This is a genomic window from Mobilisporobacter senegalensis (assembly GCF_003752155.1).
In the GTDB taxonomy this organism is placed as follows: domain Bacteria; phylum Bacillota; class Clostridia; order Lachnospirales; family Lachnospiraceae; genus Mobilisporobacter; species Mobilisporobacter senegalensis.
This window is the reverse complement of record NZ_RJVG01000011.1, coordinates 52,241-68,983: the sequence shown is the minus strand read 5'-3', so window position 1 is coordinate 68,983 and position 16,743 is coordinate 52,241. Positions and strand designations below refer to the sequence as shown.

The 16,743-nt window shown below is 36.5% G+C and carries 16 protein-coding genes; 3 read left to right on the top strand and 13 right to left on the bottom strand.

Annotated elements, in window-relative coordinates:
• Positions 1–8: 8 nt before the first annotated feature.
• Both EDD66_RS15265 and EDD66_RS15260 read right to left on the bottom strand, forming a co-directional pair.
• Positions 9–845: a triose-phosphate isomerase family protein gene (locus tag EDD66_RS15265; protein ID WP_123610487.1), complete on the bottom strand. Its 837-nt coding sequence runs from the start codon at positions 843–845 to the stop codon at positions 9–11.
• Between the two features lie 31 nt (positions 846–876).
• Complete coding sequence (locus tag EDD66_RS15260; protein ID WP_123610446.1) at positions 877–2,043, bottom strand: diphosphate--fructose-6-phosphate 1-phosphotransferase; 1,167 nt, start codon at positions 2,041–2,043, stop codon at positions 877–879.
• 356 nt (positions 2,044–2,399) lie between these two features.
• Here EDD66_RS15260 and EDD66_RS15255 point away from each other — a divergent pair, with 356 nt between their 5' ends.
• Together EDD66_RS15255 and larC are read left to right on the top strand one after the other, a co-directional pair.
• A complete protein-coding gene (locus EDD66_RS15255) occupies positions 2,400–3,446 on the top strand; it encodes a LacI family DNA-binding transcriptional regulator (protein WP_123610445.1) in 1,047 nt (348 codons plus the stop codon).
• Between the two features lie 39 nt (positions 3,447–3,485).
• Positions 3,486–4,802 carry a nickel pincer cofactor biosynthesis protein LarC gene (gene larC / locus EDD66_RS15250; protein WP_123610444.1) on the top strand — a complete coding sequence of 439 codons (1,317 nt, stop codon included), beginning with the start codon at positions 3,486–3,488 and terminating at the stop codon, positions 4,800–4,802.
• Positions 4,803–5,009: 207 nt separating this feature from the next.
• Here the strand turns inward: larC and EDD66_RS15245 are convergent, their stop codons facing one another.
• From EDD66_RS15245 to EDD66_RS15215, 7 genes are all read right to left on the bottom strand, one after another.
• Positions 5,010–5,858, bottom strand: a complete 849-nt coding sequence (locus tag EDD66_RS15245) for an ABC transporter substrate-binding protein (RefSeq protein WP_243115386.1) — start codon at positions 5,856–5,858, stop codon at positions 5,010–5,012.
• A gap of 177 nt (positions 5,859–6,035) precedes the next feature.
• Positions 6,036–6,812 carry an ABC transporter ATP-binding protein gene (locus EDD66_RS15240; RefSeq protein WP_123610442.1) on the bottom strand — a complete coding sequence of 259 codons (777 nt, stop codon included), beginning with the start codon at positions 6,810–6,812 and terminating at the stop codon, positions 6,036–6,038.
• A gap of 4 nt (positions 6,813–6,816) precedes the next feature.
• The gene (locus tag EDD66_RS15235; protein ID WP_123610441.1) at positions 6,817–7,899 is read right to left on the bottom strand and encodes a FecCD family ABC transporter permease; all 1,083 of its coding nucleotides are present in this window, start codon (positions 7,897–7,899) and stop codon (positions 6,817–6,819) included.
• Positions 7,900–8,167: 268 nt separating this feature from the next.
• Entirely contained in the window at positions 8,168–8,923 is a 756-nt protein-coding gene (gene larB / locus EDD66_RS15230) for a nickel pincer cofactor biosynthesis protein LarB (protein ID WP_123610440.1), read from the bottom strand.
• Between the two features lie 48 nt (positions 8,924–8,971).
• A complete protein-coding gene (locus EDD66_RS15225) occupies positions 8,972–9,400 on the bottom strand; it encodes a DUF3842 family protein (RefSeq protein WP_123610486.1) in 429 nt (142 codons plus the stop codon).
• A 108-nt stretch (positions 9,401–9,508) separates the two neighbouring features.
• Positions 9,509–10,300: a sulfite exporter TauE/SafE family protein gene (locus EDD66_RS15220; protein WP_123610439.1), complete on the bottom strand. Its 792-nt coding sequence runs from the start codon at positions 10,298–10,300 to the stop codon at positions 9,509–9,511.
• Between the two features lie 64 nt (positions 10,301–10,364).
• A complete protein-coding gene (locus tag EDD66_RS15215) occupies positions 10,365–11,645 on the bottom strand; it encodes a glucose-6-phosphate isomerase (protein ID WP_123610438.1) in 1,281 nt (426 codons plus the stop codon).
• 186 nt (positions 11,646–11,831) lie between these two features.
• On the opposite strand from EDD66_RS15215, the gene EDD66_RS15210 reads away from it, so the two are divergent.
• On the top strand, positions 11,832–12,440 hold the full coding sequence (locus EDD66_RS15210; protein ID WP_123610437.1) for a carbohydrate-binding family 9-like protein: 609 nt from the start codon (positions 11,832–11,834) through the stop codon (positions 12,438–12,440).
• 90 nt (positions 12,441–12,530) lie between these two features.
• Here EDD66_RS15210 and EDD66_RS15205 read toward each other — a convergent pair whose 3' ends face one another.
• From EDD66_RS15205 to EDD66_RS15190, 4 genes are read right to left on the bottom strand one after another with little or no spacing between them, the layout of a single operon-like run.
• Entirely contained in the window at positions 12,531–13,877 is a 1,347-nt protein-coding gene (locus tag EDD66_RS15205) for an L-fucose/L-arabinose isomerase family protein (RefSeq protein ID WP_123610436.1), read from the bottom strand.
• A 33-nt stretch (positions 13,878–13,910) separates the two neighbouring features.
• Complete coding sequence (locus tag EDD66_RS15200; RefSeq protein WP_123610435.1) at positions 13,911–14,966, bottom strand: SIS domain-containing protein; 1,056 nt, start codon at positions 14,964–14,966, stop codon at positions 13,911–13,913.
• A 22-nt stretch (positions 14,967–14,988) separates the two neighbouring features.
• On the bottom strand, positions 14,989–15,855 hold the full coding sequence (locus EDD66_RS15195) for a class II fructose-bisphosphate aldolase (protein ID WP_123610434.1): 867 nt from the start codon (positions 15,853–15,855) through the stop codon (positions 14,989–14,991).
• Between the two features lie 42 nt (positions 15,856–15,897).
• Positions 15,898–16,737: a carbohydrate ABC transporter permease gene (locus tag EDD66_RS15190; RefSeq protein WP_123610433.1), complete on the bottom strand. Its 840-nt coding sequence runs from the start codon at positions 16,735–16,737 to the stop codon at positions 15,898–15,900.
• Positions 16,738–16,743: the final 6 nt, after the last annotated feature.

The following is a 16,743-nucleotide window of genomic DNA, read 5'->3' as shown; positions in this document are numbered from 1 at the left end:
CATATCTATTATTTACCTAAATAGGTTTTAATAATCTCTATATATTCATCGGGATAAAATCCAATTTCCCCTTGAAACCTGGTCAATGCAATTAATCCACCGTCAATTTCCGGTATAGAAGCCAGCATTTTCGCATTATCTACCTTAAGGCCTCCACCATATGTAACCGGCAAACCATTGGTTTCTGATTTTATAAATCTGGCAATCTTCTCAATGTAATCCTTATCCGGAGGTGTTTTCCCTGGTCCAATCGCCCAGATTGGTTCATATGCAATTGATATTTTGCTCATATCCACTCCATCTAAACCAACGGATAATTGTTTCTTTAATACTTCCTGCCAGTTTTCTTGTTCCTCAGCACTCTCACCGATACAATACAATACTTTAAGACCTGCCTTTGTTGCTGCTTTGATTTCTTTATTAAGAATACGATTCACGGCATCTGTATCTGTAATGCCAGCTTCAAGTAATATGCCTGCTTTATCTTTTCTCTCTTCACAATGGCCGATAATCGTTCCGGTACAGCCAATTGCTTTCATGGAATTGCCGGTTCTGTTTGTAGTAAATGCACCAAAATTACCTCCAATTGCAGTATCTTCACGATATACACTTTGGCAGCCGATTTGAAGTATACCACCTTTCTCCAGATCACTGATTGCTCCTATCAGATGTGCTTCAGGCAGATACATAACAAATTCTACTTCATCTTTGCTATATCTGCTTAATTCTTCTCTTGTATTTTCCACAATATACTTTCCCCATTCACCAGGGTCTGCAATACTGTTTACACCGCCGTATTCTTTTGGGATATCAAATCTCTTTAAATTCAAATAAATATGTTTCAAATTTTTCTTCCTTTCTGTTCTTTCATTATCATTACATCTCATCTTTGAAACTTAAAAAATCTAATAAATCTTCACCAATCAAAGGTCTGCACCAATCGATAAACTCTTTCGTAACATCATTGCCCCGTTCATTGATATACTCTTTCGGCAGCACTCTTTCATGCATCATAACTTCTTCAATTGGAATTAATGAAGTTTCAATCTTATATTTCTGTCCCGGAATACGGTTTATCCCTACCATAACTCCCGTATGCCCTGCAACTGCTGCTTTCACTGCTTCTTTTCCCACCAGGATTGCTTCTTCTCTGTCTACATTTGATTGGAGTGCAATGGAAGCCCGTCCGCTCAGTCCCGGTTTTTCACTTCTTGCTTTAATCCCTAATCTCTTAATGATCAAATTAGATAAATGTGAACTTACATCGCCATAATAAATAGCCCGTTCTGTTTTAAAGATTGGCGGAACTATGGATTCACCATCTTTATTCTTTAAACCTTCACTTACTACAACCACTACACCGCCAAGTTCATCATATAATTTTTTTACATCTTCCAGAAATTCTTCTTCATCAAATGGCCTTTCAGGTAGGTAGATCAAATGAGGAGCATCTTTTTCATTTTTCCTTGCCAATGCAGAAGCTGCAGTAATCCATCCTGCATTTCTGCCCATTGCCTCAATAACGCAAACATGGATTGGCAGAGATTTAACATCTGCCCCTATTTCTGCTGTAGTGGCCGCAATATATTTTGCAGCACTGCCGAATCCCGGTGCATGATCAATGATTGAAAGGTCATTATCTATCGTCTTAGGAATACCTACCACATAAATATCTTCCCCTTCACATGCCTTCTCGGCCTTTCCACAGGTATCCATGGATCCGTTTCCCCCATTAAATAACACATATTTAATATTATTTTTTTTGAATATCTTGACCATTTCCTGGTAATCTTCCTGTTCCAACGCAAATCTTGAAGAACCTATCGCTGTTCCAGGTGTATGAAGCAATCGTTTTAACTTCTCGTCATTTGTCTTTCCTAAATCCAGGAAATTTTCCTTAAGAATTGCCTCTGTTCCTCCAATTGCACCATATATTTTATCTATTTTATCATTTTGCTTTGCCTCAGTGATTACACCATATAGGGATGAATTAATCACTGCAGTTGGCCCGCCACCGTGAACAACCAATAGATTGCCTTTCATATCTGATACCACCTTTCTCATCTTTCTGAATTGATATTATCATATTTAAATTTAGAATCCTATGAATTTTCTATGTTTTTTACACAAACGTTTGCATAATAAAGAATCGTAATGTTATAATAGAATGAGTATAATAAAGTGAACCTTAATTCAGGTGTGGTTTTTACCACATCTAAATCTTAGCCCCACTTATCTAGGACGTAGCAGCTGTTGTCTTCCACTTTAGAAGTGGGAGTGTTACAGCTGGTAGTCATCAGATAAACTTGAGTATATACCATATGGATTTTTATATTCAAGAATACAAAAATCGTAACAGTTCAGCTATAACCAAAAATCAGTTTAAATGGGAGGATTCTATGACATTAAAAGAAATTGCTAAAATGGCTGGAGTTTCCGTGTCTACAGTCTCTCGGGTAATTAATCACAGCAATTTGAAAGTTGCCAGCAAAGAAGTTCAGGATACTATCTGGAGAATTGTAAGAGAAACAAATTATATACCCAACTCTACCGCCAGAAATCTAAAGTTAGGCAATAATACAGAATATGTACAGCCACCAATGAAAACTATTGGTTGCATTTTTGCCCGTTCAAATAGTACAACCAATGACCCGTTTTTCTCTCAAATAGCCAGAGCTATTGAACAGGAGGCTTTCAGACAGGGATATATCATGAAATATTCTTTCTCTGCCTATGATATTAATGATGCCAATACCTTTCATATGATATCCAACAATCAGGTAAATGGTATTGCAGTACTTGGAAGATTTGATAAAAACCTGTTGACCTTTATTAAAAAACAATATAAGCATGTAGTATATACAGGACTCAACACTATCGATACAGATTTTGACCAGGTAATATGTGATGGATACGAAGCTTCTGTTGCCGCAATCAAATACCTGCATAATCTTGGACACACTTCAATTGGCTATGTAGGAGAAAAGAATAAAGAATTAAGATATCAGGGATATTTAGATACCATGAATTCCCTAAGCTTACCTGTTACCCGTGAAAATATTATTGTGACACCTCTTTCCTCAGAAGGGGGATATAATGGAGTAAAAGAATTCTTAGAAAAAGGATCCCCTGTTACTGCTTTATTCTGTGCCAATGACCTGACTGCAATTGGCGCAATGAAAGCGATAAAAGAACAAGGACTTAATGTCCCTTCTGATATATCAATTATCAGTATTGATGATATTGATACCGCACAATATGTTTCTCCTATGTTGACAACAATTCATGTGCCTATGGAAGAATTGGGTAAGATGACTGCCAAGATTTTGATTGACCGTATTGAAAATGGGAAGAATCTCCCTATCAAAGTAGAATTGCCTTTTTCAATTATTACAAGAGAAAGCTGCGTGGCTAATGATTTAATCAAAAGATCAAATAAGAAATAGATACTTAAAAGAAAAGTATAATAGAAAGCTGGAAAAAAGATGAATAAAAAAACTTTATATTTAGAATGTTACTCAGGAATTAGTGGAGATATGACTGTCGCCGCACTATTAGACTTAGGTGCAAGTCAGGATGTTCTAATGGCTGGTCTTAATAGCCTTCATGTAGAAGGATATAAAATTAAAATTGGCCGCAGGATAAAATCCAGCATTGATGCATGTGATTTTGATGTTATACTGGATCAGAATGGCCATTCCCATATGGATGATGAACATTCTCATGATCATAATCATAATGGTGAACATGACCATGGACATGAATATACTCATATTCAGAATCACGATCACGACCATAATCATACTCCTATACAGCTGGGTCAACATGATCACAGAAATTTATATGATATCAACACAATCATAGATAACTCTGATATTTCCAAAAAAGCGAAAGAAATTGCGAAGAAAACCTTCCATATTGTGGCAGTTGCAGAAGCAAAAGCCCATGGAAAATCTATTGAAGAAGTACATTTTCATGAAGTAGGAGCCATAGATTCCATTGTTGACATTGTGGCTGCTGCTATCTGCCTTGATAATCTTGGCATTGAAGAGGTAATCGTATCAGAATTATATGAGGGTACCGGTCATATTAAATGTCAGCATGGAATTCTTCCGGTTCCTGTACCTGCTGTGGCCAATATTGCAGCAGAACATCATATTCCCTTGCATATCACTTCAGTCAAAGGAGAATTAGTAACTCCAACCGGTGCCGCAATTGTAGCTGCCATCAGAACAAAGGATTCCCTTCCAAAGGATTTTAGAATCCATAGAATTGGTCTGGGAGCCGGAAAACGGGAATATGAACAGGCAAGTATCTTAAGAGCAATGCTTATTGAAGACATCACAGTGAATAGTGGTAATACCATCAATGATAAAGTGTGGGTATTAGAGGCTAATATCGATGATTGCAGCGGAGAAGCATTATCTTTTACAATGGATTTATTATTGGAAAAAGGTGCAAAAGATGTTTACTATACTCCTATCTATATGAAGAAAAATAGGCCCGCATATATGTTAGGTGTCATCTGTGATGAAGAAAAGTTATCACTTTTAGAAGAAATAATCTTTACTCACACTACCACAATTGGAATTCGAAAACATGAAGATACAAGAACTACTCTGGGCAGGGAAGTAAGAAAAGTGGCAACTCCTTACGGAGATGCCCTGGTCAAAGTATGTACTTATAATCAGAATACTTTTTATTACCCGGAATATGAAAGTGTTAAAAAGATATGCCTGGAATATAATAAAGATTATAATAGTATTTATCAACTTATTCAAAAGATAGCATTGGAATTATGATTAATAGTATATTAGAAAATTATTTTTCCATTACAATATCTTGCTATATCGTTTGACAAGTGAATATGAAGAAATATTAAGGGACTATCGCATAATTTTGCGATAGTCCCTACTTATTTGATTTATTAATAACTACAATTCATTCTCAATATCGAGATTTGACACTGCAAACTCACGGTTGTACATGTTATGTTTAATTTGGGAGGGCTAGTTAAACAAATCAGGATAGAATCCCTTCGCTAATTTTTCAACAGTATAAGCCATACGATTTCCTGGAAGTACACTTTCCAGCTCAATAGTAACAAAACGTTCATTTTTCACACAGTCAAGTTGAGCAAACATGTCATTCCCCTTAATTTCAGCAATTTTTTCTTCCACTGAAGGGCTGTCATAATCGTGTATAACTATAACATCCGGTTCCCTTGCCAGAACCTCCTCATAGCTTACCGTTATCCATGCTTTTTCGGTAAGATCTCCAAACAGATTTTCTCCACCTGCCATTCCAATTAACAAGGATTCAAAATTTACTCCGCTGCATGTAAACACACCGTCATTACCGCTGTCATAAATCAGGACTTTTGGAGCTTCTTTCCCTTCTATTTTTTCCTGTACTGCACTGATACGGGCTTTCTGGTCCTCAACATACGCCTGTGCCTTATCCGTGACCCCAAATATCTGACCTATGTCCAAGATTTCCTGATAAATCTCTTCCATAGAAGTAGCAGAGTTCATATAAGTTGATATACCGTAGGTTTCAAGTTCGTCAGTATTTAAACTATCTCCTCCAAATTCCCAATCCAATCCATATATAAAATCAGCTCCACTGGAAATAACAGCCTCACGTGTAGCACTTCCGTAATTAAGTTCAGGGATTTTTTCAAACTCCTTGGCATATTCAGGAAGCGGTCCTCTACTATGATTTTTAAGACTATTACCCACAATATGGTCTGTAAGTCCCAATGCTACAAATAACTCTGTGCAGTTAGGTCCAAGTGTTAAAACCTTTTGAGGTTTTGTATTGATAACGACCTCTCTGCCGTAGTTATTAAAAGTCATTGGATACTCTCCTTCTTCTTTACTGGAGTTTTGAGAAGTCTCAGTCACGGAGGAATCAGGTGTTTTCTGTGCAGACGGGGCTGTACTCCCACATGCTGAGAGTGTTAATGTTAGCATAAGTATTATTGATATTGCAAATAGGTTTTTTTTCATAATTTTTCTTCCTTTAATTTTAATTTATATACCCATTCCAGCAGGCAAAAACGTTATTGCCACCTTTCCCGTAATAGGGTGAATAGTAACATCGCAACGAACACCATATACGGAATATATATTTTCGGGTGTAAGAACTTCCTCAGGTGTGCCGCTTAAAACAATCTTTCCGTTCTTTAAAACATATATCCTGTCACAATAAAGTGCTGCCATATTTAAATCATGAATTGCAGAAAGTACGGTTACACCTAGCCGCTTAACAAAATCAAATATTTGAAGCTGATAGCTTATATCCAAGTGGTTCGTTGGCTCATCCAATATAAGAAAATCTGTTTCCTGTGCAATTACACGTGCTATTATTACCCTTTGTTTTTCACCTCCTGAAAGGTTCTGATAACTTCGCTTTGCCATATTTTCCATACCGAGATGTTCAAGGGCATGATGAACAATTCTTTTATCTTCAGCAGTATCAATGTCAAATAGCTTTTTATGAGGACTACGTCCCATAGCAACTATTTCTTCCACTTTAAATTCAAAAGGTACTTCGTTCTCCTGCCCTACGACTCCTAGTTTCAGAGCAGCCTCTTTATGGCTCATTGCGAAAAGATTCTCATTATCCAGCATTACACTTCCTTTATCAGGCTTAAGTGCTCGATAAAGGTTTTTCAGGACCGTTGACTTACCGCTGCCATTTGGTCCAATCAGCCCAATGAATTCTCCTTTTTTTACTTTAAGGCATATATCCTCTACAGCATCTATGCTCCCATACGAAAAAGAAAGATTTTCAATTTGTAATCTCATATGCTCACCTCCCGGCCTTTTCTTTTGTATTCCGCTTCAAAAGCCAAATAAATAAGGGCCCACCTATAATTGCTGTAAGTATACCAACAGGCATTTCTTCAGGTGCAATAAGCATCCTTGCTGCAACATCAACCCATATCACAAGAATTCCACCCAGCAGAGCAGAAATAGGCAAAACCTTGCGGTGATCTCCTCCTACTATAAGTCTCGTAAAGTGAGGTACCATAAGCCCAACAAATCCAATTGTTCCACTGACAGCAACAGTTACTCCTGTCATAAGGGACGCTACCAAAATCAACAGTTTTTGCAGTTTTGCCACATTTATTCCCAACGCCCCTGCGCTTTCATCTCCCAGTAAAAGCAGATTAAGTCCTCTGTAATTTACCATTAGAACAGCCATACAAATAAGCAAAACCACTAAAGGCAATGTGAGGTATCCCCATTTAGCACCTGCAAGACTTCCTGACATCCAAAAAGTTGCATTATGCAGCCCCAATGCATTGGGAGCACTAAGAGTTATAATTCTTGTAACCCCATCCATAATCATTGAAATTGCAACACCTGAAAGAAGCAACTGTGTAATATTGATACGCCCCCGTACCTGGGAAATCACATATACAAAAATTATAGTTATTGCAGAACCAATGAAAGCGCTTATTGAGAGATAATATTTGCCAAGGAAAGCGAACACTCCGAATAACATTCCTAACGTTGCAACAGCCGCTGCACCTGAAGATACTCCCAAAATAAATGGATCCGCAAGATGATTTCTGACAAGAGCCTGCATAGTAACCCCGATAACAGCCAAAGATGCTCCAACTACAAATCCAAGACAGACTCTTGGAAGCCGCAGTCCAAGAACAATATTCTGGTCAAGCTGCTCCCAGGTGTGTGGAATAACCCCGTCAAAACCAGGAATTAAATTTATAAGTATTTTAACAACATTTCCGGGTGTAACCGTTACAGGACCAAGCCCTATGCAAATAAGAATAGATATCAATGAAACAACAATAAGTATGCTGATAATTCCTCCAATATTTGATGTTTCCTGCTTTAAGTCTTCTTTTTGTGCGTTTATAATCTTCATGTTTAGATATTTTTCCTTTCTTAAATCGAGTCAAAAAAAAGATCATTAAAATAAAATTTCCATTCCGAAATTTATTCTTAAATGATCTTCGTGATCTTATATTCTATAATATGTAATTTTTCATCAAGATTTGTTTATAAGTCGTGATTCTCCACGGTATGTTCTTTCATAGAACATTCTGTATGATTCTACCATATATAATTTGATTTTACAACACTTCTAGTATAAATAAACAGGAGTATTGTACTTTGATCTGCTGATGTCTATCTCAATTACTGCCATTTTCATATCCTAATCGATTTATCTGTGTTGCAATATAACCAGCTCCAAAGCCATTATTAATATTCACGACAGAAAGACCTTCTGCGCAGGAATTCAGCATAGTAAGCAGGGCAGATAATCCACCAAAATTAGCACCATAACCTATGGATGTAGGAACTGCAATCACTGGTTTATCAACAAGACCTGCCACGACACCGCCTAAAGCTCCCTCCATTCCTGCTACTGCAATGATGCAATTTGCCTTACGGATCTCTTCCACTTTGGAAAGCAGTCTGTGTATTCCTGCCACTCCTACATCATAGATTCGAATTACATTACTTCCAAAAAACTCTGCGGTTTGGGCTGCCTCTTCTGCCACTGGTATATCAGAAGTTCCTCCGGTACATACTGCAACACATCCTTTTCTTAGAATTTCTTTTTTCTGTATTGAAAGGATCCTGGATACTTTATCATATTGTACCATTGGTAAAATTGATTTTACTTCTTCATATTGTTCCCCCGATGCTCTGGTTCCTAATACATTCATATCCTGTTCGTAAAACTTTCTAAATATCTCCCTAAGATGTTCCATGGACTTTCCTTCACAATAAACAACTTCACCAAACCCGGAACGCAGGGTTCTATGATGATCTAACTTTGCAAATCCCAAATCTTCATAAGGCAGTTTCTTTAGAAGTTCTTCTGCCTGAGCAATAGAAGTTTCATTATTTTTCACTTGTTCTAATAATTTGTGTATATCCATACTCTTTCTTTTCTCCTACTCCTTGTTGGATATCAAAAAATCTGTTGACTATAATTTTAATTGATCAATATACTGGCTGACTAATTTAATACTGTAATCAATATAGACCTCCGTCGTTGAATTCAGCTCTGCCGCAATTGTAATATTGCATCGGTTCAGCGGAATCAGTATCTTCCTGGCAGAACAAGAACTGACTGCCAGTGCCATTGCAGGTGTTAGTTCTCCTAACATGGAGTTGGCTGCAACAATAGCCATTGGGCCTAAAATTATATGAGATTCCCTGGCTGTCCTTACAATTGCATTTTGCCCTGTTGCCCCAATATCGGCACCTGCTTTTATCATATTATTCGTTGCCGTAGAATTCGTGCCTAAAGCACATATTGTAATACCACTGTCTTTAGGAATCTGTTTTCTTAATTTACTGACAATACTCTTTCCGATTCCTCCGCCTTGGCCATCTATAACTGATATCAAAATATCTCTTGGTACCATAGTGATTAACTCCTAACTGATTCTTAAATAAAGATTATGTAAATTCTTATATTAATATGTTCTTTCAGCACAGATACAATAAACTATTTATTTTTAGAATCCTATTGAAAATTTTACTGCATTGTATATATTGATAAAAATGATAACTACCATTAAAGTAATAAATAATTTATTCACATTTTTTATGGATATGGTCTTATTCACTTTACTTCCAACCATACCGCCAGCTACTCCGCCAATTACCATAAGTACTAATACGAGTATGCTGAACTTAGGAACCGTACCGCCAATCACCGTATTCACTAAACTTGTGAACTGTGAAAACATTATAATGTATAAGGAATTTACTGCACCGCTTTTCATGTCCATTGAAAAGAAATATGTAAGTACTACTAAATTAATAGGTCCTCCACCGATTCCCAGAAAGGTAGATAATATTCCCAAAAACAATCCTATTATAGCACATACCGGTAAATTTTCAATATGATGTGTCTTAATTTTGTAAGAATAAATTGTATAGAGCAAGGTGCTGATTGTGATAAAAACTAATACAACAGCTTGTATAGCTCCAACTTTATCCTTATCCGGCAAGACCAGATATACATATTGGAACATCTCTTTCCCGAGTATCCCTCCAATAGCTGCCCCAAGTGCAAGGGATGTTCCCGTTTTTAAATTCACCATTGATTTATCTCTTTTTAATGATTTCATTACTGATATAATCGACATAGAAAGTACTGTACATCCTGATAAGAAGCTGATAGAGCTTACATCCATAATCCCAATTGCATCAAGTACAGGTTTTATGATCACACCTCCACCGATTCCGCAAATACCTCCCGCTACAGATGCCAAAAAACTTACAAGTAAAAATATTAAATTCACTTAGCTTCCTCCCTTAAAGCATGCTCTGTCAACAAAAATATTAAATTCATTCATAGTCTTTAGATTACTTAGACTCATCAGACCTGCCCAACTTGTTGAACATATATCCTTTATAGTTCTCAACTCCTGGCTGGTCGAAAGGATTCACTCCCAAGATGCTGCCGGAAACATAGCAGGCAAACTCGAACATATAAAACATCTTTCCGAAATAATATTCATTTAAACTTGGTAATGTAATTTTCAAACAAGGTATTCCACTATCACTATGAGCGTAGATGGTCGCCTCAAATGCAGCTTTATTAATATCCCAGAAGTCTTTATCATTCAGATAGTCAAACTTGTCATCTACATGATCTTTTGTTAATATTAGACTTTCATTTTGCTCGATCACATCAATAAATGTCTCGAAGATTATCTTCTGTCCATCTTGAACATATTGTCCCACAGAATGGAGATCTTCCGAATAATTTACTGAGACCGGATATATCCCTTTATTGTCTTTGCCTTCACTTTCTGCAAATAATTGAATCCACCATTTTGAAAAATAATGAAGCTGTGGCTCAAAAAAAGCCATCATTTCAATATCGTACCCCTTTTCCAATAAAAGATTACGATAAGTCGCATATCTTAGGGCAATGTTCTCTTTTGGATCACACTCATGCAGATAGGACTGCATATCCTTTGCACCCTGTGCCAGCAATTTAATATCAATACCTGCCACTGCCATAGGAAACAATCCCACATCTGAAAGTACAGAGTATCTTCCTCCGATATTGTCTGGGAACGTAAGAAAATCATAACCATTGTCTCTGGCAATCTCATCCAGCCTGCTTCCTCTTGTCCCTGTCAGAGTAATACGTTTATTAGCTTCTTCTCCATATCTTCCTTCCAGATATTCTCTTAAAACACGAAATCCGATTCCTGGTTCCAATGTTTCAAAATTCTTGGCAATTACATTGATGTATACGGATTTATCTTTTAATTTCTTCAATAGCTGCCTTACATAATGTGCAGAAATATTATTTCCTGCATACAGTATCTCTGGTCCGTTATCGTTTTGTAATGCTTTAATGACCGCTCTGGCAGCCTGATTGGATCCGCCCACTCCCACCAGTACAAATACATCTGCGTTACGTCGTACTCTTTCCGCTTTCTCCATAATGTTGGAAATGGCTGTTTCTCCTGCCCATTCAGATATATCTAACCATCCTAAGGAATCCTGGTATTGTATTGAATTTTCCATTATATTTTTTAAATATTTCTGGTTATCCAATAATGTTTTATCAAATTCATTCTTTTTAATATGCTCCATTTTATCTAAATAAACTAAATCTATATTTTCCATGACTATCATCCTTTCCTTAGTTTATTGCTTTTCCTGTATTTAAAGCTTAACACAGGCATAGTAAAATTTGTATACGTTTTTACGCAAACGATTGCATGACAATATGAACTATTCTCATTTATATCCTGTATAATGAAATATAGTTCACTGGATCATTAATTAATATTACCTATTGGAGGAATAGTTATGAAATATGAAGTACATACGATTGAAGAAAAATCCCAACTAAGTGATTGTCCCACTTTTTATATTGACAAATACAATTGGGGTGGAGATTATAGACCGGCAGCTTATGGAAAAATGGCCTATATCAAAGAGAAAGGATTTATCATTTACATGAAATGTGAAGAAAAAAATCCATTACGGACTTTTATTAATAATGAAGATCCTGTTTTTCAAGATAGTGCCATGGAAGCCTTCATTGACTTTGCACCTGAAGAAAAGAAAGGGACCTATGTAAATATTGAAATGAATGCTAACGGTGCCATGCTTAATCGATTTGGAGAAAAGCCACCTGGAAGAAAAGTTTATACCGAGTTTACCAATGCACGATGTGTATGTGCAGCACAAATTGATAAGGATTCCTGGAATGTTGAAGTAACCATTCCTTTGCAATATGTAAAAGATCTTTTTGGGAAAGATCTGTTTACACCCGGTGACATAATACGATGTAATTTTTATAAACTTTGTCATAATGATATCCCTATTGCTCATTATGGCAGCTATACAAAAATTGATATCCCGACCTGGAACTTTCACTTGCCGGAATGTTTTGCAGAAGCTGTAATTGTCTGATATGTGTCAAATCAATGCTAAGGGCTGCTTCATTATCAAAATGAGCAGCCCTTGTTTTAGATCTATGAATAATTTATTAAAATAATATATTTACATCTCAATAACCGGTATATTTAATAGTTTACAGACAGCTATCATAGAATCTGCAACATCTTCCCAAACAATACTGTAATGATGAGGAATTCCTTCTTCCATGATTCTCTCTACAATGTCTCTAACAGGAGCATCTACCTTTATATTAGCCATAGCTCCTTTTGTATAGCGGTCCATATCGATAGAGGTTCCTCTAAGTAAGAATAATTTATATGAATCATCAATATTACAGAATCTTGCTATCGTCACCTTACCTTCTTTTAATGCCCCATAGAAGGCAGTTCCTTGTCCAGCCAGTGGATGATTATTCATGGTAAAGTCATGTTTTGGATTTTTTAAAGAAGGAGCAGGATTTCCGCAATGCCAGAAAGTCATTATATTTTGTTCTTCATCAATATTGATCATATCCGTAATAAAGGTTGGAAGACCGGTAAGATAATGCTGGACGATCTGCGCCAGTTCCGCATCAATATCACCTTCACAGCCAATATTAATTCCCTCATCTGCCAGCCTGCCTAATACTGCGCAAGGAGTCGTATGGAGATTCCCCATTTCCGGCCAGCATTTAATCGTAGCAAAATCATAGGCTTGTTTCTTCATAAGTTCTTTTAGTGCAACATATAATTTGGAATGATTTTCAAGATGTCCTTCTGGGAGATGACTGACAGCATAATCTTCTCCTACTTTCTTCATATCTGCTTCGTATGCTTCTTCCGGTACATGATCCATTTCATCAAATACCACTTTCAGATCTGTTTCTTCCATTCTGATTCCAAAAGTCTTTCGAATCAGGCTCTCACTGAAGCTGGAATTATAAAAAGCAGTAGGTCGATAACCAAACAGCCCTAATACAGTGCCTTTTAATTTCTTTATTGTGTTATATGCTGAAATCAGATTAATTACTTTTAATGCAATAGCCTCTTCTTCCTTATCCCCATAGACAGGGTAACAAGTATGTCCAAGTTTCTTTAATGATGCTGTATTCATGGTAACAGCTACCAATGCGTTAGCATATAATCTGTCATTTTTATCAAAACTTGGTTCATGAGGTGCCCAAAGGACAATTGGTACTTCCAGATTTTCAGCAAGGCAGGTAGATGCATCATCTCCTGTAAATGCACCATAGACCATAATAATAATGTCTACGGCTTCTGCTTTAAATTGATTTGAGATTTTCTCTATTGCCTGGGGAGAATCTCCCAAAGATTTTGCCTTGATTAAATTTATTCCCTTGAGATTATTTTCAAGCCATTCCCCATATTCTTTCATCCTTTTTTCAGGAAGTTCTCTGGGCCATCTTCCTGAAAGGGTCGTAATAAACCCAACATTAAGTTGTTTTTTCATGGAGCATTCCTCTTTTCTTTTTTCTGTTCATAACTATTTTAAAACAATTGCCTGCGCTAAATGTCTTGGGTTATCTGCATCAATCCCTTTTTTCTCTGCTATATAATATCCAATAAATTGACCGATAAATCCAATGACTGGTGCATATTGGTCATCGTTATAACCATAATCTAAATCCAGGGTATAATCTGCATCAGACATAGATTTACTTACCCCTTCCCCAATGGCTGCCGTTGTTGCACCATAACTTTTCATCTCTTTTAAAATGCCTGCATCTGTTTCATTGGTTTTTGAATGACACAAAGATATGATCAGTGTATTCTCATCTACTAAGCTCATTGGCCCGTGTCTATATTCCATTCCATAATATGCTTCTGAATTCGTAAGACCCATTTCTTTCATCTTATTCATACATTCATTGGCGATTCCATAATAAACACCTTGCCCAAGAGTAACAAACAAATTAATATTATTATGTTCCTCTACGATAGATTTTGCAAGTCTATCCATCTTTTCCAATAATTCTTCCGCAACTGTCTTATAATTCATCATCATGTCAATTTTCGTTCTTTGCCCACCTGCGTACATTGCTAAGATTACAGATAAATATACCATACTGGTAAAGGAACCCGTCATAATAATACTTTTTTCATCAGCTTCGGGAGATAGCAGCATATGGTCATTATATAATCTACTGTCTCTGTCACAGGAAATTGCTAATGTTTTTACATTTTCAAAAGAACGAACCTTATCAATGGCCATGCGTACCTCTGTTGTATAGCTTTTTCTTGTAATTGGAAGAACCAATACCTTTCTATCTTCCAGAAAAGTTTCCGGGAAAAAGTACAATTCAGAACATGGAACAGCTTTTGCTGATATTTTATTATAACTTGAAAACACTTGTGCTGCAGCCTGAGCAAGGTAGAGGGAGGTTCCACATCCAGTAAAAATCAATTCATCGTACGTCTCATCGCTATGAAATACCTGGTCCAATACTTTATAAATTTCTTCTATTGAATTGTTGATTGCCTGAAAAGAATCTGGTTGTTTATATATTTCTTTGTATGTAATCTCACTATTTTTCTTCATCTTTTCCTCCCTTTTATTGATATTATTTATTCACTGGTGCTTTTCCTTCGGATCCTGCCAATCGTATAATTGCTTTCACATCTTCTGTCAGTTTATCATTGGCATATTGAGACAGTTTCCATGAATGTCCCTGATGATTTAGATTCTCCAGTCCTTCTGAGTAATGTTCTACATACTTATAACGGATTTCTGTACCAAAATTAATTTTAGCTACTCCCAGTCCAATGGCTTCCTTAATCACGCTCTCTGACATCCCTGTACAACCATGTAGTACTAGTGGAATATCTGAAAACTCTCTTACTGCTTTTAGGACTTCCAGTTTAATATCTGGTTCACCTTTATAATAACCGTGGGCATTTCCAATTCCAATGGCCAGGGAATCCGGGCTGCACAGAGCAAGGAATTTTCGAACATCTTCTGGATTTGCAATGTTTTTATTCTCTGTTGCTGCGCCATTCTCATCCAATCGCACAAGTTCTCCAATTTCTGCTTCAACCATTACATCGTATTTTTCTGCTTCAGCTAAAACTTTATTGGTTATTTCAGCATTTTCTTCAATTGGTCTTGTTGAACCATCAATCATAATTGATGTGAAGCCAAGTTCCAATGCTTCTTTGCATATTTCATAGCTGTCACCATGATCAAGATGAATGGATACGGGAACGGATACTTTATTGGCACACCATTTTGATACCTCTACGAACCAATCATTTCCTGAATATCCGCCTGTTGATACATAATGTGCCAGAATAATGGGGGACTTCATCTCTTCGGCGGCCCTGCAAATGGCCCATATGATATCATAATTGCCACCCTGTGTATTGATCGCTGGGATAGCATATCCATTACGGCTTGCATGCTCTATATTTTCTTTATTCGTTACTAACATTTTATGTCCTTCTTTCTTCATTCATATTTTAGTCAATTTTACTTATCCTTTTACTGCTCCCTGCACAAGTCCTTTCACAAGATGCTTCTGAAAGAAAAAGAATAGAAGTAACATTGGAATAACTCCAATTACTGAAATTGTATTAACAAGTGACCAATCATAAGATAATTCTCCTAAATACCTGACTGAAACACCTACCGAAAGTGTACGAAGGGAGTCTGTTTGAATTAGCGTGCTTGCATGAAGGTAATCATCCCATGTCATTAATAAAGAATAGATTCCAACTGCAACAATACCTGGTTTTACCAATGGCATAATTACAGAAAATAAAATTTTAAATCTACCTGCACCATCAATAAAGGCTGCCTCTTCCAGAACTTCTGGTATACTGTCAAAGAAGCTGGCCATGAGCATAGTGGAAAATGGAATCATTGCAGCAGTCAATGCCAAAACTAACCCTTGCTGTGTATTAATCAAATTCATCTTTCCCATAAGTCCATACAATGAAATCATACGACTTACAATTGGAAACATCTGTGCTGAAGTAAATGCTGCTACAACCCACTTATTCCACTTAAAATGAAATCTTGACAGGGCATATCCTGATATAATGGCCATAAAAGTAGTTAATATAGCACATGCTCCAGATACAATAAAATTATTTATATAATAACGAAAGAAATTCTGATCTTCTGTAAATAACTTAATATATGCTTTTGCTGTTGGTAATTGAGGAAAGAATGTAGGCGGGAATTTATATGCCTCCATATTTTCTTTAAAAGATGTTATTAAAACCCAATATAATGGGAATAAGAGAAATAATAAAATCAATGCAACCACCAGATAGCGAATGGTACCAAAAATAATCTGTTTCTTTTTCATATGTAT

What these genes read in the sequence shown, in the direction of transcription:
- EDD66_RS15260 (WP_123610446.1), bottom strand. Translation starts at nt 2,043, where the DNA reads ATGAAAGGCAATCTATTGGTTGTTCACGGTGGCGGGCCAACTGCAGTG.
- EDD66_RS15255 (WP_123610445.1), top strand. Translation starts at nt 2,400, where the DNA reads ATGACATTAAAAGAAATTGCTAAAATGGCTGGAGTTTCCGTGTCTACA.
- larC (WP_123610444.1), top strand. Translation starts at nt 3,486, where the DNA reads ATGAATAAAAAAACTTTATATTTAGAATGTTACTCAGGAATTAGTGGA.
- EDD66_RS15245 (WP_243115386.1), bottom strand. Translation starts at nt 5,858, where the DNA reads ATGACTTTTAATAACTACGGCAGAGAGGTCGTTATCAATACAAAACCT.
- EDD66_RS15240 (WP_123610442.1), bottom strand. Translation starts at nt 6,812, where the DNA reads ATGAGATTACAAATTGAAAATCTTTCTTTTTCGTATGGGAGCATAGAT.
- EDD66_RS15235 (WP_123610441.1), bottom strand. Translation starts at nt 7,899, where the DNA reads ATGAAGATTATAAACGCACAAAAAGAAGACTTAAAGCAGGAAACATCA.
- larB (WP_123610440.1), bottom strand. Translation starts at nt 8,923, where the DNA reads ATGGATATACACAAATTATTAGAACAAGTGAAAAATAATGAAACTTCT.
- EDD66_RS15215 (WP_123610438.1), bottom strand. Translation starts at nt 11,645, where the DNA reads ATGGAAAATATAGATTTAGTTTATTTAGATAAAATGGAGCATATTAAA.
- EDD66_RS15210 (WP_123610437.1), top strand. Translation starts at nt 11,832, where the DNA reads ATGAAATATGAAGTACATACGATTGAAGAAAAATCCCAACTAAGTGAT.
- EDD66_RS15205 (WP_123610436.1), bottom strand. Translation starts at nt 13,877, where the DNA reads ATGAAAAAACAACTTAATGTTGGGTTTATTACGACCCTTTCAGGAAGA.
- EDD66_RS15200 (WP_123610435.1), bottom strand. Translation starts at nt 14,966, where the DNA reads ATGAAGAAAAATAGTGAGATTACATACAAAGAAATATATAAACAACCA.
- EDD66_RS15195 (WP_123610434.1), bottom strand. Translation starts at nt 15,855, where the DNA reads ATGTTAGTAACGAATAAAGAAAATATAGAGCATGCAAGCCGTAATGGA.
- EDD66_RS15190 (WP_123610433.1), bottom strand. Translation starts at nt 16,737, where the DNA reads ATGAAAAAGAAACAGATTATTTTTGGTACCATTCGCTATCTGGTGGTT.